This window comes from Delftia sp. K82 (genome assembly GCF_002193035.1).
GTDB lineage: Bacteria > Pseudomonadota > Gammaproteobacteria > Burkholderiales > Burkholderiaceae_C > Comamonas > Comamonas acidovorans.
This window is the reverse complement of record NZ_MYFL01000001.1, coordinates 1,704,152-1,719,056: the sequence shown is the minus strand read 5'-3', so window position 1 is coordinate 1,719,056 and position 14,905 is coordinate 1,704,152. Positions and strand designations below refer to the sequence as shown.

General features: G+C 67.7%; 14 protein-coding genes and 2 riboswitches. Of the genes, 6 read left to right on the top strand and 8 right to left on the bottom strand.

Features of this window, described 5'->3' with window-relative positions:
- The first annotated feature begins 18 nt into the window (after positions 1–18).
- Together KDK82_RS07425 and KDK82_RS07420 are read left to right on the top strand one after the other, a co-directional pair.
- Positions 19–903, top strand: coding sequence for an ABC transporter permease (locus KDK82_RS07425; protein WP_088164429.1), 885 nt, complete (start codon positions 19–21; stop codon positions 901–903).
- A 170-nt stretch (positions 904–1,073) separates the two neighbouring features.
- Positions 1,074–1,868, top strand: coding sequence for an ABC transporter ATP-binding protein (locus tag KDK82_RS07420; protein ID WP_012206116.1), 795 nt, complete (start codon positions 1,074–1,076; stop codon positions 1,866–1,868).
- 67 nt (positions 1,869–1,935) lie between these two features.
- Here the strand turns inward: KDK82_RS07420 and KDK82_RS07415 are convergent, their stop codons facing one another.
- The 3 genes from KDK82_RS07415 to KDK82_RS07405 all read right to left on the bottom strand — a co-directional run bounded on the left by KDK82_RS07415 (position 1,936) and on the right by KDK82_RS07405 (position 4,732).
- The gene (locus KDK82_RS07415) at positions 1,936–2,322 is read right to left on the bottom strand and encodes a cupin domain-containing protein (protein ID WP_088164428.1); all 387 of its coding nucleotides are present in this window, start codon (positions 2,320–2,322) and stop codon (positions 1,936–1,938) included.
- 76 nt (positions 2,323–2,398) lie between these two features.
- Positions 2,399–3,211 (bottom strand): AraC family transcriptional regulator, encoded by an 813-nt coding sequence (locus KDK82_RS07410; RefSeq protein WP_088164427.1) that lies wholly within the window; start codon positions 3,209–3,211, stop codon positions 2,399–2,401.
- A 60-nt stretch (positions 3,212–3,271) separates the two neighbouring features.
- Positions 3,272–4,732 (bottom strand): MFS transporter, encoded by a 1,461-nt coding sequence (locus tag KDK82_RS07405; RefSeq protein ID WP_088164426.1) that lies wholly within the window; start codon positions 4,730–4,732, stop codon positions 3,272–3,274.
- 93 nt (positions 4,733–4,825) lie between these two features.
- Here KDK82_RS07405 and KDK82_RS07400 point away from each other — a divergent pair, with 93 nt between their 5' ends.
- Together KDK82_RS07400 and KDK82_RS07395 are read left to right on the top strand one after the other, a co-directional pair.
- Positions 4,826–5,716: a LysR family transcriptional regulator gene (locus tag KDK82_RS07400; protein WP_088164425.1), complete on the top strand. Its 891-nt coding sequence runs from the start codon at positions 4,826–4,828 to the stop codon at positions 5,714–5,716.
- 255 nt (positions 5,717–5,971) lie between these two features.
- The gene (locus KDK82_RS07395) at positions 5,972–7,453 is read left to right on the top strand and encodes an amino acid permease (RefSeq protein WP_013801947.1); all 1,482 of its coding nucleotides are present in this window, start codon (positions 5,972–5,974) and stop codon (positions 7,451–7,453) included.
- 52 nt (positions 7,454–7,505) lie between these two features.
- On the opposite strand, the gene KDK82_RS07390 is transcribed toward KDK82_RS07395, so the two are convergent.
- The 3 genes from KDK82_RS07390 to KDK82_RS07380 form a co-directional block, all read right to left on the bottom strand.
- Entirely contained in the window at positions 7,506–7,862 is a 357-nt protein-coding gene (locus tag KDK82_RS07390) for a VOC family protein (RefSeq protein ID WP_088165454.1), read from the bottom strand.
- A gap of 84 nt (positions 7,863–7,946) precedes the next feature.
- Positions 7,947–8,714 carry a DUF6597 domain-containing transcriptional factor gene (locus tag KDK82_RS07385; RefSeq protein WP_088164424.1) on the bottom strand — a complete coding sequence of 256 codons (768 nt, stop codon included), beginning with the start codon at positions 8,712–8,714 and terminating at the stop codon, positions 7,947–7,949.
- 5 nt (positions 8,715–8,719) lie between these two features.
- The gene (locus tag KDK82_RS07380) at positions 8,720–9,175 is read right to left on the bottom strand and encodes an Lrp/AsnC family transcriptional regulator (protein ID WP_016446324.1); all 456 of its coding nucleotides are present in this window, start codon (positions 9,173–9,175) and stop codon (positions 8,720–8,722) included.
- Positions 9,176–9,617: 442 nt separating this feature from the next.
- On the opposite strand from KDK82_RS07380, the gene KDK82_RS07375 reads away from it, so the two are divergent.
- The gene (locus KDK82_RS07375; protein WP_088165453.1) at positions 9,618–11,264 is read left to right on the top strand and encodes a sensor histidine kinase; all 1,647 of its coding nucleotides are present in this window, start codon (positions 9,618–9,620) and stop codon (positions 11,262–11,264) included.
- Between the two features lie 51 nt (positions 11,265–11,315).
- Here the strand turns inward: KDK82_RS07375 and KDK82_RS07370 are convergent, their stop codons facing one another.
- Positions 11,316–11,807: a DMT family transporter gene (locus tag KDK82_RS07370; protein ID WP_088164423.1), complete on the bottom strand. Its 492-nt coding sequence runs from the start codon at positions 11,805–11,807 to the stop codon at positions 11,316–11,318.
- Between the two features lie 98 nt (positions 11,808–11,905).
- Here KDK82_RS07370 and KDK82_RS07365 point away from each other — a divergent pair, with 98 nt between their 5' ends.
- Positions 11,906–12,835, top strand: coding sequence for a LysR family transcriptional regulator (locus KDK82_RS07365; RefSeq protein WP_088164422.1), 930 nt, complete (start codon positions 11,906–11,908; stop codon positions 12,833–12,835).
- Between the two features lie 27 nt (positions 12,836–12,862).
- Here the strand turns inward: KDK82_RS07365 and KDK82_RS07360 are convergent, their stop codons facing one another.
- On the bottom strand, positions 12,863–14,482 hold the full coding sequence (locus tag KDK82_RS07360) for a fatty acid--CoA ligase (RefSeq protein ID WP_088165452.1): 1,620 nt from the start codon (positions 14,480–14,482) through the stop codon (positions 12,863–12,865).
- Positions 14,483–14,651: 169 nt separating this feature from the next.
- A riboswitch (glycine riboswitch) is annotated at positions 14,652–14,763 on the top strand.
- Positions 14,764–14,778: 15 nt separating this feature from the next.
- Positions 14,779–14,897, top strand: a riboswitch (glycine riboswitch).
- The last annotated feature ends 8 nt before the right edge of the window (positions 14,898–14,905 follow it).

Below are 14,905 nucleotides of genomic sequence, written 5' to 3'. Positions count from 1 at the left end.
GCGCCTGTCGCTCCTCCTATGTCTCTTTTCTCATTGCTCGGTGCCGTCGAGATCGGCCTGATCTTCAGCCTGGTGGCGCTGGGCGTCTTCATCTCGTTCAGATTGCTGCGCTTTCCCGACCTCACGGTGGACGGCAGCTTCCCGCTGGGCGGCGCCGTCTGCGCCATCCTGATTTCCACGGGCACCAATCCCTGGCTGGCCACGCTGGCCGGCACGGCCGCGGGCGCTGTGGCTGGCCTGATCACGGGCTGGCTCAATGTGCGCCTGAAGATCATGGATCTGCTGGCCTCCATTCTGATGATGATCGGCCTGTATTCGGTCAACCTGCGCATCATGGGCGGCCCCAACGTGCCGCTGATCAACGAGACGACGCTGTTCACCCTGCTGCAGCCCGACAGCGTGGCTGACTATGTGATGCGCCCGGTGATCCTGTTCGTGATCGTCGTGCTCGCCAAGCTGGGCCTGGACTGGTTCTTCGCCACCGAGCGGGGCCTGGCCATCCGCGCCACTGGCTCCAACGCCCGCATGGCACGCTCGCAGGGCGTGAACACCGGCGCCATGATCCTGCTGGGCATGGCGATCTCCAACGGTCTGGTCGGCCTGGCCGGCGCGCTGTTCGTGCAGACCCAGGGCGGCTCGGACATTTCCATGGGCATCGGCACCATCGTCATCGGCCTGGCTGCCGTGATCGTGGGCGAGTCCATCCTGCCTTCGCGCCGCATCGTCTGGGCCACGCTGGCCGTGGTGGTGGGCGCCATCGTGTACCGCTTCTTCATTGCAGCGGCCCTCAACAGCGATTTCATCGGCCTCAAGGCCCAGGATCTGAACCTCGTCACCGCCCTGCTGGTGACCGTCGCCCTGGTGATCCCCCAACTGAAGCGCAAATTGGCGCAAAGGAAATGACACCCCCTGAGCGGCTATGCCGCTTCCCCCCTCTCTACTCGCTCCGCGAGGGAGGGGAACGACGCCATCGCTGCGGGGCGGCCCTTGCTAGGCGTCCCTGAGTTTGGACCGCGTCAGTTCAAGCACCACGCCTTGAGCGACTGAACGAAGAAATACCGGAGATTGCACTCATGCTGAGCGCACAACAACTCGAAATCACCTTCAACCCCGGCACGCCCATCGAAACGCGGGCGCTGCGCGGCATGTCGCTGGACATTCCCGACGGCCAGTTCGTCACCGTCATCGGCTCCAACGGCGCCGGCAAGTCCACCTTCCTGAACGCCGTCTCGGGCGACCTGTCCGTGGACAAGGGCCGCATCGAGATTGCCGGCCAGGACATGACGCGCCTGCCCGTGTGGGCACGTTCCGAACGCGTGGCCCGTGTCTTCCAGGACCCCATGGCGGGCACCTGCGAGGACCTGACCATCGAGGAAAACATGGCCCTGGCCCAGCGCCGCGGCACCTTCCGCCGCCTGAGCCGCGCCGTCAAGGCCGAGATGCGCGACAACTTCCGCGAGCGCCTGTCCATCCTGGGCCTGGGCCTGGAAAACCGCCTGACCGACCGCATCGGCCTGCTCTCTGGCGGCCAGCGCCAGGCCGTGAGCCTGCTGATGGCGGCGCTGCAGCCTTCGCGCATCCTGCTGCTGGACGAGCACACCGCCGCGCTCGACCCGCGCACGGCCGACTTCGTGCTGCAGCTGACGGCGCGCATCGTCTCCGAGGCCAAGCTCACCACCATGATGGTCACCCACAGCATGCGCCAGGCGCTGGACGTAGGCGAGCGCACGGTGATGCTGCACCAGGGCCAGGTCGTGCTCGACGTCAGCGGCGAGGAACGCGCCCGCATGGACGTGCCAGACCTGCTGCACATGTTCGAGAAGGTGCGCGGCGAAAAGCTGGCCGACGACGCGCTGCTGCTGGGCTGAGCGCCCCGCACTTCCGGGAACAAGGGGCGCTGCGGCGCCCCTTGTTCATGGGATGGCTACGGGCTGGCTATACCCACACATCGTTGAGCGCCGTCCTCTCGCCGCCTTCCTCCCCGGTGTTCAGCACCCCGCGCGGCTCAATCAGCATGAGGCGGGCTTCCCGCTTGGCGCTGGGCTTGTGCTCCGTGCCTTTGGGGACCACGTAGAGCTCGCCCTGGCGCAGCAGCACATGGCCATCACGGAAGTCGATGCGCAGCTCGCCATCCAGCACCAGGAAGGCTTCATCCGTTTCGGCATGCGAGTGCCAGATGAACTCGCCCTGCACGCGCACGATCTTGAACTGGTAGTCGTTCATCTCGGCGACGACGCGGGGGCTCCACTGGCCGGTGAAGCGGCTGAATTTCTCGGGGAAGTTGATGGCCTCGTAGGGGCGGTTTCCAACGGGGAACGTCATGGGCAGACCTTATGAAAGCGTGTGAAGCCTCCATGCTAGGAAGCGCCATCCCTCCGGTCTTGCACGATCGTGCAGCTCAGGCCGCGCCCAGGCGCCTGAGCCAGCGCGCCGGCGGCACGCCATAGGCCATGGCGAACTGGCGCGCCATGTGGCTCTGGTCGAAGAAGCCGGCCTGCAGTGCAGCATCGGCCACGCCCTGCCCCGCCAGCAGCAGGCGCCGCACGGTGTCCAGCCGGCGCATGGTCAGGTAGCGGTAGGGGCTGGTGCCGTAGAGCGCGCGGAAGTCACGGCACAGCCGCCAGCGGTCCAGGCCACTGGCCCGGGCCAGGGCATCCAGGGTCACGCCCTGCTCCAGCGCGTCGTGGATGCAGGCGCGGGCGCGCTCCACGGCCCCCAGGTCGGGCAGGCGTCGGACGTTGCGCCGGCCCGCCACGGCGTCCAGCGCCCATGCCAGGTCGTAGATGGCGTCGTCGCGCGCCAGCGGTTCCAGGTCTTCATCCAGGCCCTGCAGCAGCGGCAGCAGCGCGGCCTTGAGCCGCGGATCGGCAGACAGCCCGCCCTCGACAAAGGGCAAGGGCCTGCCGCCCAGCACCTGCTGGATCAGGGCCGGCTCCACATAGACCATGCGGTAGCGAAAACCGGCTTCGGTGCCCGCGTGGCCGTCATGCAATTCGTCAGGGTGCAGCACCATGGCGCCACCGGGCAGGCTGTGCCGCTGGCTGCGGCGGTAGGCAAAGCTCTGCACGCCGGACAGCGTCAGGCCCAGTGCATAGGTGTCGTGCCTGTGGGGCGCATAGCCGTGCCCGCCGAAATAGGCCTCGATGCGCTCCAGGCCAGCGCCCAGTTGCGAATGCCGGACCCAGTCGCTGGAGATGCTCGTTTCTGCCATGGGGCTTGGTGGTGAGGGGTGTGCAAAGCAGCAGCAGATGGTAACTGCGGGCCAGTGACCTCAAGGCGAGCAGGCCGGCTGCTCCGCGCCCGGCACGGCCTGGCTTGCCGGTGCGCGGCGCATGCCCGCCGACACCACCCACCCCAGCAGCGCGATCAGTGCAGCACCCCATTCGGCCTGCTGCAGCCCCCGGGCGGTGGCCTCGCGCAGCGCATCGGGCACCGTAATGCCGGCCAGCGGCGCCGTGGCCACCATGACCAGCAGGGCCAACCCCAGTGCCGCGCCCACTTGCTGGGCCGTGGCCGCAATGCCCGAGGCCACGCCCTGCTGCGCAGCCGCCACGCCCTGGCCGGCCACCACCCACATGGCGGTCCAGCACGCGCCCTGGCCCAGGCTGAGCACCACGAAGCCGGGCACCAGCCAGACATAGCTGCCGCCCAGCGGCAGCGCCCAGGCCATGTAGGCCAGGCCGATGGTGCCTGCGGCCCAGCCCCCCATCAGCACGGCGCGCGGTGTGGAGCGGTGCAGCCAGTGTTCGGCCCAGCGGATGCCCAGCGTGCAGACCGCCGTGGGCAGCAAAAAGGCCATGCCGGCCTGCAGCGGGCTCCAGCCGAAGATCTGCTGGAAATACAGCGCCAGAAAGTAGTACTGCACGCCAAAGCTGCTCATGAAGAGCATGGTCAGCAGCATGGCCGCGCGCAGGCTGGGCACGCGCAGCAGGGACAGCGGCATCAGCGGCGAGACGATGCGGGCCTCGATGCGCCAGAACAGCGCCAGCGCCGCGATCGCCACGGCCAGCGTCCCCAGCGTGGCGGCGCTGGCAAAGCCCCATTCAGGGCCTTGCACCAGAGCCGTCACCAGCAGGCTGCTGCCCACGGTCACGCTCAGGCAGCCGGCCAGATCAAAGCCCTGGCCCGGCGCGGCGCGCCCGGTCTGGGCCGAGGGCGGCAGAAAGCGCAGCGCCGCCATGGCACAAGGCCAGGCCACGGGCACCAGCACCCACAGCACCCAGTTCCAGCCCAGCGTCTGCGTGAGCACGCCGCCCAGCAGCGCGCCGGCCGCCAGCCCGCCGGCCGACGCCATGCTCCACACGGCCAGGGCGCGGTTGCGCTCGGGCCCTGCCGCATACAAGGTGTTGATCAGCGACAGCGTTGCCGGAAACAGCAGCGCCCCGGCCACGCCCTGCCCTGCGCGGCCCAGCACCAGCTGCCAGGGCTGCGAGGCAAAGCCGCCGATCAGGGAGGCCAGGCCGAACAGCGCCATTCCCGCCACATACATGCGCCGCTTGCCCAGCAGGTCCGCGCAGCGTCCGCCCAGCAGCAGGCAGCCGCCAAAGGCCACGCTGTAGGCACTGACCACCCATTGCAGATGGTGCGCGTCCATCTGCAACTGCTGACCCATGGCGTCGAGCGCGACGAACACGATGGTGGCATCCAGCGCAATCAGCAGCTGGGACAGGGACAGCAGCGCCAGCGCGGCGCGCGGGTGGCGCAGGGCGCCGGGGGAATCGGTCATTGGCATGGCGCCGATCCTAATTAATGCACTTGTGAAGATAAACAGCAGATTTTCATTTTTCTTATGCAAAATTGCATTAATCGAATCTGGAGACATGCCATGGATCTCAACGCCGTGCACCTGCTCATCAAGGTGGCCGAAAGCCGCAGCTTCACCCAGGCCGCCACGCTGCTGGGCACCAGCCAGCCCCGCATCTCGCGCGCCGTGGCGCAGCTGGAGAAAGACCTGGGCACGCGGCTGCTGCACCGCAATACGCGCAGCGTCTCGCTCACGCCTGATGGCTGCGCGCTGGTGGACCGCTGCGCCCCGCTGATCGCCGGGCTGGAAGAGGCGCGCCAGCTGGTCAGCGACCGGCGCTGCGCCCCCAGCGGCGTGCTGCGCATGACGGCGCCGTCCATGCTGGGCCGCATCGTGCTGGTGCCGCTGCTGGGGCAGTTGCTGCGCGAGCATCCGCAGCTGCAGATCGACACCAGCTTCACCGACCGCATGGTGGACATGGTGGAAGAAGGCTTTGACGCGGCCGTGCGCATAGGCCCGCTGGCAGACAGCCGCATGATTGCCCGCGCCCTGCCGCCGCTGCGCTGGGTGACCGTGGCCTCGCCCGCCTACCTGGCGGCGCGCGGCACGCCGCAGACGCTGCAGGAGCTGGCGCAGCACAGCTGCATGGCCGTCTACAACCACTACCTGGGCCGGCGCGTGCCCTGGCAGTTCCTGGCCGGCAATGGCGAGACACTGGACTGGCCTGCGCCGCAGACCGTGACCTTCGACAGCGGCGATCCGCTGGTGGAAGGCTCGCTGGGCGGCCTGGGCGTGGCCCAGGTCATGGAGTTCGCGGTGCGCGAGCACCTGCAGGCGGGCCGGCTGGTGCGGCTGCTGCCCCAGCACGAGGGCCGAGCCCGCGAGCTGTCCCTGGTCTACCCGCGCACGCGCCAGGCCTCGCCGCGCATCAAGGCACTGGCCCAGCTGCTGCTGGCGCAGACGCAGTGGTAAGCAGGCAGGCGGGCCGCAGACGGCGTGGCGCCATGCACACAGTGGGTTCGGATTCAGTTCCGCTTATGTGGGTGAAGGGGGATTAAACTCCTGCCTTTCCACGATGGCAGCGTTCTCGGACAATCACGCCTTTTCGTGGTGCATGCACCTTGATGGGGCCGCGACACAGCGGCTCTTTTGTTTTTCCTGTTTTGCATTCCTGCCCCCGCGCCGGCCAGCGGCCGCGCGGGATCTGATCCACCAATCGACACATCCATGGCAGCAGACAACTCCAAGAATGCCGCTCCCACCGCGCTCAGGCGCGAACTCAAGGCGCGGCATCTGTCCATGATCGCCATCGGCGGCTCCATCGGCACCGGCCTCTTCGTTGCCTCGGGCGCCACCATCTCGCAGGCCGGCCCCGGCGGCGCCCTGCTGGCCTACATGATCGTGGGCCTGATGGTCTACTTCCTCATGACCAGCCTCGGCGAAATGGCCGCGAACCTTCCCGTCTCGGGCTCGTTCGCCACCTACGGCGCGCGCTATGTAGACGAAGGCTTCGGCTTCGCGCTGGGCTGGAACTACTGGTACAACTGGGCCGTCACCATTGCCGTGGACCTGGTGGCCGCCCAGCTGGTCATGGCCTACTGGTTCCCCGACGGCAACGGCATGCTGTGGAGCGCCCTGTTCCTGGCCATCATGTTCGGCCTCAACGCCATCTCGGTCAAAGGCTTCGGCGAGGCCGAGTACTGGTTCGCCGCCATCAAGGTGACCACCGTCATACTCTTCATCGGCGTGGGCGTGCTCATGATCCTGGGCATCGTGCGGGGCGGCGCGCCTGAAGGCGTCTGGGGCAACTTTGCCCTGTGGAGCCAGGGCGACGCGCCCTTTGCGGGCGGTTTCTCGGCGCTGATCGGCGTGGCCATGATCGTGGGCTTTTCCTTCCAGGGCACGGAGCTCATCGGCATTGCCGCTGGCGAATCCGAGAACCCCGCCAAGAACGTGCCCCGCGCCGTGCGCCAGGTGTTCTGGCGCATTTTGCTGTTCTACGTCTTCGCCATTCTGGTCATCAGCCTGCTGATCCCCTACACCGATCCGCACCTGCTCAAGAATGATCTGGGCGACATCAGCGTGAGCCCCTTCACCCTGGTCTTCGAGCGCGCGGGCCTGCTGTCGGCCGCTGCCGTGATGAACGCCGTGGTGCTGACCTCGGTGCTGTCGGCCGGCAATTCGGGCATGTACGCTTCCACGCGCATGCTCTACACGCTGGCCTGCCAGCGCATGGCGCCGCGCATGTTCTCGTATGTCAACAAGCGCGGCGTGCCCACGCTGGCCCTGCTGGCCACCACCGTGGTGGCGGCGCTGTGCTTCCTGACCAACATCTTCAGCCCGCAGCTGGTCTACATCTGGCTGCTGAATCTGTCGGGCATGACGGGCTTCATCGCCTGGCTGGGCATTGCCATCAGCCACTACCGCTTCCGCAAGGGCTTCGAGGCCCAGGGCCTGGACCTGAACCAGCTGCCCTACCGCGCATCCTGGTTCCCGTTCGGCCCCATCTTCGCCTTCGTGCTGTGCATGGTGATCACGCTGGGCCAGAACTACGAGGCCTTCATGGCCGACCGCATCGACTGGACCGGCGTGGTCGCCACCTACATCGGCCTGCCGCTGTTCCTGCTGATCTGGGGCGGCTACCGCCTGGTCAAGGGCACGCACATCGTGAAGTACAAGGACATGCAGCTGGGCTCCAACGTCGATTGACGCCCGGCCCAGTCCCCATGAAAAACAGCCCGCAGATGCGGGCTGTCGTCTTTCAGGCATCGGCCGACCATACGGCCAGTTCGTACCCGTCCGGATCGGTGAAGTGGAACCTGCGGCCACCCGGGAACGCGAACACCGCGCGGCTGATCACGGCCCCGGCAGCCTCCACGCGGCGCTGCGCCTCGGCCAGATCGTCGGCGTAGAGGATGACCAGCGGGCCACCGGGACGCACCTCCTCGCCCGTGGTGAAGCCGCCCGTCAGCCGGCCATCGCTGAACTCGGTGTAGGCCGGCCCGTAGTCGGTGAAGGTCCAGCCGAAGGCCTCGCCGTAGAACGCCTTGCTGCGTGCGATGTCGGCCACGTTGAACTCGATGTTGTCGATCTGGTGGTTCTTACCCCTGATGCCCATGTGCTGCTCCGTTGAATACTGGTAGGCCGCCATCATCGGCCACGCCGTGGCAGCGGTCTTGAACAAAACGGCCAGCCGGGCCGCTCAATCCAGCAGTTGCTGCAGGGCAGCGCTGGGCGTGATGCCGCACAGCGCCCTCACCTCGCGCGACAGATGCGCCTGGTCCGCGTAGCCCGCGTCCAGGGCCAGCGCCGCAAGACCTGCCTGCCGGTCCGACCGTGCCAGGGCCAGCAGGCGCTGAAAGCGCAGCACGCGCTCCAGCGTCTTGGGGCCGTAGCCAAACTGCGTGTGGCACAAGCGGCGCAGGCTGCGCTCCGGCATGTCCAGCTGCGCGCGCATGGCGGCCAGCACACCGGATTCATCCCGCCCGGCTGCAGCCGCCACATTGAACAGCTCCATGGCCTGCCGGTCCGGCGCTGGGGCGTCGCGGCCCATTTGCACCAGTCCATGGATGAACACGGCCTGCCCTCCGCCCGGCTGCGCATCGTTGATGCGATGCACCCACTCCCGCGCGCGCGGCCCCAGCAGATCGCCCAGTTCCACCGCCTGCCCCACGATCTCGTCCATGGGCAGGCCCAGCCAGGCGCTGGCCGCACCGGGGCCGAAGCGCGCCCCCCATACCTCGGACCCCGGCACCAGCGCAGGCCGCGCAGCCACCCTGTCAGGCCCCACGGCCAGCAGCCGCCCGCCTTTGCAGACGATGTCCACGCAGCCATCGGGCACCACGAGAAAGCCACCGGCATAGTCCGGGGCCACGGTGCTGCTCCACAGGCACTGGAAGTGCGGCTGCAAGGCGGGCGGCGGGGAGTGTTCGCGGTAGGGGGCGGGCGGCGGCGCCTGGCCAGAGGGCATGGACTTCAGACCCCCAGCGGCAGGTCGGCCTTCTTCAGCGTGCGCAGCACAAAGCTGGACTGGCTGTGGCGAATGCCCTTGATCTTGTAGAGCTTCTCGCGCAGCAGGCGCTCGTAGTCACGCGTGTCCTTGACGACGACGCGCAGCAGGTAGTCGTACTCGCCCGAGACCAGGTGCGCCTCCACCACCTCGGGAATGGTCGCCAGCATCTCGCCGAATTTCTCCAGCGTGTTGTCCGAATGGCTGTCCAGCGTGACCTGCACCAGCACCGTATCGCCCAGGCCCAGCGCCAGCGGGTTCAGGCGCACGGTATAGCCCTCGATCACCCCCGCCTCTTCCAGCTTCTTGATGCGCGCCCAGCAGGGCGAGGCGCTCAGGCCCACGGCCGCGCCGATTTCCTGCAGGCTGGCGCGCGCGTTGGCCTGCAGGGCGGAAAGAATCTTTCTGTCGAGGGTATCCATGGCCGGCAATCTACTGCAAAACAGGCAGACGCAGAATAATTTTCTGTAGCAACGCCTGTTTTGAAGAAATAAAGCAGCATTTTCTGAGGCCAAACGCGCACACTTGTCTGCATGGGAGCACGCTTACCGGCGCAGCAAAACCATTCACCCAGCCCCGCCGACTACCGCCAGCGCCCGGATGCGTGATCCAGACCAGGAGCCCGTTACAGGCCGCCCCGCTTATCCGCAGCGGGGCGGCCTGTTGCATTGGGGCACCTGGCAGAAGGCAGACAGCGCTTTCCCGCAATGGCCGCCGGTGCACAATGGCCCCCCGCAAGCCTGCACGGCGGACATATATGGGCGCACGCCACATCAACCAATCGGACCCTTGATCCACACGCAAGACAACCCCACCGAAGGCGGCCGGGGGCACTGGCAAACAGGTGCTGCAGCGCAATGGCTGATGCAGACCCTGGTGCAGGCCCTGGCAGCCGCAGCGCTTCTGGCACTGCTCACCCGCTTGCTGCCCAACCCACAGGCCGCCCAAGGCATTGCGGTCTTTCCCGGCAGGAGCATGGCGCCGGCCGCCATGCTGCTTTACGCGTACATGGGCTCGGCCCTGGCCATCACGCTGATGAGCCTGATCCTGTGGTGCTGGCTCAGGGAAAGGCTCTACATTCTTTGCGCCGCGCTCCTGGCAGCCGGCTTTGCCTACGCTGCTTTCCGTTACCGGCCCGAAGGCCTGTGGCTGCCCGGCGCCGACCAGCCCCAACATGCGCTGTCCATCGCCTACTGCAGCTTCTGTGTGGTGGCGACGGTGTTTTTCAGCCAATTGTTCGAGTTCCGTCGCCATTGGATCTGGGCTGCGCACCTCTTCAGCGTGGTTGCCTGGCTGAATGCCATCGCACTGGGCATGGCACTGTTGGGTGACTATCCGCAGATCTCGCGTGCCGTGGTGTTCACGGCCCTGGTGTCCACATCGTTCGGTGCGGTCTTCGTGCTGTACCTGCTGGTGGTTCGAAGGCAGTGGCAATACCTGCCGGGCGCGCTGGCGTTTGCGGTGCCTTCCGCCCTGGGCATCCTGAACCTGCTGAGAACCCAGGGCCTGCTGCCGGATGTTGCGCTGCCATCGGCCCAGATGCTCTGGTTTGCCGGGCGTGTTTCCGAGGCCATCCTGCTGGGAATGGCGGTGACCAATCGCACGCGGGTGGCGGAGCATGCCCTGCGCAGTGAGCGGATGCAGGCCCTGTCACGCGCCCAGGCGGCCGAGCGCGAGCTGGAATCCAAGGTCCTGCAGCGCACCGCACAGCTGCAAACAGCCCAGCAGGCCTTGCAGACCGCCTTGCACAGCGAGCGCGAGATGCGGCTGGAGCAGCGCCAGTTCTTCAACATGATCAACCACGAGTTCCGCACCCCGCTCACCATCGTGGACGGCGCCGCGACCGAGCTGCAGACGTTCCCGACGACGGACGCGGATTCCCTCATCGAGCAGGCGTCGCAGATACGCAGGGCTTCGCGCCGGCTGATGAACCTGGTGGACACCTGCCTGATCAACGACCGGCTGGACGCGGGCGCGTTCCGGCTGCAACTGGAACAGACGCCAGTGGATGAACTCCTGAAGGAGTCTGCAGAGCTCGTCGGCTGGTCCCGGCGGCATCGCCTGAAACTGGATCTGGAACACGGCCCGCAGCAATGGCAATGCGACCCTGTCCTGGTGCGCATTGCCATCTCCAACCTTGTCGGCAACGCCATCAAATATGCCAAGGCGGGTGACATCACCCTGGCCGCCCGCTGCGATGCGTCCGGTGACCTGCTGATTTCCGTCAGCGACCAGGGACCGGGCCTTGCGCCCGAAGCGGCAGGACAGGTTTTCGAGCCCTATGAACGCGCAAGCGCCACCCGGCACGTCAACGGGCATGGTCTGGGCCTGTCCGTGGTGAGGCGCATCGCCAGGCTGCACGCAGGCGACGCGTTCTTCCAGCCGGCCGCCGGAGGCGGGGCCTGCTTTGTCATCCGGCTGGGCCGGTTCCTGCCCGGCACGGCAGATGCCCGCCAGGAACGTCCGCCAACGGCAAGGCCGGCCGCCGTGCCGCCGGGCATGCCCGCCTGACGCGGGCAAGGCCGGGGCCTTCGCCGGTGAAGCAGGGCGTGCTCGCGGCGCTCATGGGGCCGCCGCTGCACGGGCCGTCCCGCCCTGCACCACCAGCAGCACGCCACCCAGGATCAAGGCCACGCCGGCCAGGCGCGTCGCATTGACCGGCCGTGCACCCAGGCCCATCAGGCCGAAGTGGTCGACCAGCACCGAGACCACGATCTGCCCCGCCACCACGCAGACCAGGAAGCCGCCTGCGCCCAGCCTGGGCGTGACGGCGGCCGCGCTGGCCACATAGATGGCCCCCAGCACACCGCCTATCCATAGCCACCATGGCCCCGCTGCCGCCTGGCCCATGGCCGGAGCGGGCGCGCGCAGCACCCACAGTGCAGGCACCACGACCATGACGCTCACGGCCAGCGAGACCAGCGCGCCCCACAGCGGGTGGCCCAGCAGGCGGCCCACCAGGGCGTTGCTGGCGGCCTGGAATGGCAGGATGGCCCCCGCCAGCAGCGCCAGCGCCACGGGAGCAAGAGCGGTGAATGTGCTTTTACCTGTCATGCAGCAAGACCTTTCTTCTTCTGTCAATCGATGCCTGCATGCTCTCGCATCCAGCACGTTGATGGAAATCGTTTGTGTGCACGGTCTATATTCATGGCATGGATGAACTGCGCCGGATCGACCTCAACCTGCTGCTGGCCCTGCACGCCCTGCTGGCCGAAAAACATGTGACGCGCGCGGCCCTGCGCCTGCACAAGAGCCAGCCGGCCATGAGCCATTCGCTGGCGCAGTTGCGCGAGCATCTGGGCGACCCGTTGCTGGTGCGGCGCGGCGGCCGCATGGCGCTGACGGCACGCGCGCAAGGCCTGGTGCAACCGCTGACTGATGCGCTGGGCAGCCTCAACGGCCTGCTGGCGCAGACGGAATTCGACCCGGCCCACGCACGCGGACGGCTGCGGCTGGCGCTGTCGGACTACGCATCGCGCATCGTGCTGCCGCCGCTGATGCGGCATCTGCGCCAGCACGCACCCGGGCTGGACCTGGCCATCAGCCAGTCCACGCGCGAGGTGATGCTGGCCCAGCTGGCCGATGGCGAACTGGACCTGGCACTGGGGCCCTTCCCCGACGCACCCGACCTACCCGAGGGCATCGAGGTGCAGGAACTGTTCCAGGAGCAGTTCGTGAGCGTGGCCGACCAGGCCGTGCTGCCGGCACGCGGCGGGCTGTCACTGCAGGACTGGCTGCAGCGTCCGCACGTCATGCTGGCCATGCGGCCCGACGCCAGCGAGGAGATCGAACGGGCGCTGGCCGCCCAAGGCCTGAGCCGCCGTGTGGTGCTGGCCCTGCCCCACTGGAGCGCGGCGCTGGAGGTGCTGGCAGGCACCGACCTCGTGCTGACCGTGGGCAGCCGCGCCATCGGTGACCTGCGCCGCCACAAAACGCTGCGCCGTTTCGCTCCGCCGCTGGAGCTGCCCTGGTTTGCCTACCAGCAGGCATGGCATGTGCGCAAGCAGGGGGATGCCATGCATCGGTGGCTGCGCAACTCGATGGTGCAGTGCTGTACTGCGCAGGGGCAAACACAGGCGTAAGAGCAGGAGTAAGCGCAGGCCGCAGCCTCAGGCCGTCACCCCCACCCTCAGCAACTGCTTCTGTATCTTCCCGCTGGCCGTCTTGGGCAGGGCCTCGCGGAAGTGGTAGCGGCGCGGGCGCTTGTAGGCGGCCAGGCGGTCGCCGTGGACCAGGAAGGCGTCCAGCGCCTCGGCAGTGGGCGTGGCGCCAGGCTTGGCGACCACGTGGGCGGCGACTATCTGGCCCCAGCGCTCGTCGGCCTCGCCGATGACGGCGACCTCGAGCACGTCGGCATGCTCGACCAGCGCGTCTTCCACCTCACGCGGATAGACGTTCTCGGCGCCCGAATTGATCATGTAGTCGATGCGGTCGCGGATCCAGAGGTAGCCATCGTCGTCGATGTGGCCCAGGTCGCCCGTGTGGTACCAGCCGTGCGCCAGGGCGCGGGTGTTGGCGTCGGGGCGGTTGAGGTAGCCGGCCATCATGCAGGGGCCGCGCACCAGGATTTCGCCCACCTCGCCTGGCAGGCAGGCCTCAGCCGGATCGGTGGGGGCGTTGTCTTCGCGCAGCCTGGCCACGATGAGGTCATGGCCCATGGAGGGCAGCCCGGCCGAGCCCGCGTGCGAGAGTTGCTCGCGCGGCAGGAGGATGGACATGCAGGGCCCCATCTCGGTGGTGCCGTAGACCTGGACCAGGTCGCTGCCGACCTTGCGCGTCCATTCGCGGATCAGGTGCGGCGCCATGGAGGCGCCGCCGTACTCCACCAGCCGCAGCGCGGGCGCCTGCTCAGGCGAGGCAATGGGGTCGGCCAGCAGAATGGTGACCATGGTGGGCGCCGCGAAGAAGAAGCTCACGCGCTCTTCGCGGATCAGGCGCCAGGCCTCGGTCACGTCAAAGCGGCGCAGCAGCACCTGGGTGGCCCCGGCCTGCAGGCGCGGCAAAAAGCTGGTGTGTAGCTCGGCCGTGTGGTTGAGCGGCGCCATGGCCAGGCCCACGTCGTCGCGCGTGAACTGCATGGTCTGGTGCATGAGGGCGTTGTGCGCCAGCTTGCTGCGGTGCGTATGCAGCACGCCCTTGGGCCGGCCCGTGGTGCCGCTGGTGTACATGAGGATGCAGGGGTCGCTCTCGCGCACATGGGCCTGGGGCGGCGCGCTGCTGCGGCCCCTGGCCAGGGCGGACAGGCGCTGCGTGGCCCAGACCGGCAGCGGGTCGGCCGGGGCATCGTCGGCAAAGATCCAGTGCTCGATGCCCGTGCCTGCGCCTGCGGCAGTGCCACCACCGCCTTCGGCCTTGAGCAGGGCCTGGGCGCGTGCGGCCACCTCGCCGCCCTCGTGCTCGAAGACCAGGGCGCGCGCTGCGCCGTCCTTGAGGATGAAGGCCAGCTCCTGGGCTGCCAGCCGGTAGTTGATGGGGTTGAAGATGGCGCCCAGGCGCGCGGCCGCCAGCATGGTGAAGACAAAGGCTGGCGTGTTGTAGAGAAAGGCCGCGACCACGTCGCCATGGCCTATGCCCAGCTCGGCCAGGCCGTGGGCGTGGCGGTTGACTTCGGCATCGAGCTGGGCATAGGTCCAGGCGCGGCGCTCGCCGCCCTCCCAAGCCACCAGGGCTTCCTTGTTCGGCAGGTAACGTGCCGGCCAGGCCAATGTGTCTCCCAGCGTCTGCTGCATGTGCGCTTCTTCCTTCTCGCTCACGAGATTTCATATATCGATGCATCTCAATGTAGGAGATTTTTTAGACAGTTATGCAATTTGCAAATGCATCCATGCAGGCAAGCGCATGGAGCTGCGGTCGGCCCGCGGAAATCCCGAAGCCGCGCGGACGCTGGCCGCAGCTAGAATGCGCCGGTCAGGAGAGAGTGCCCGCCCGGCCGCAATGGTCACAGGCAGCGGCACCGCCGAAGGCGCAGGGTTCGTCCCGAACGCTCAGGCAAAAGGACTGGCACCGCCTGCCGCCACGGCCGCAGGCGTTCCTAGCTGGAGAGAGATGCAGGGCACGGCGGTGTGCCCCATCCACCGAAGGAGCAAGCCCCACGCATGGAAGGTGCGGGTGAATCTCTCAGGTAAAGCGGACAGCAGGGCAGGACATCCCGG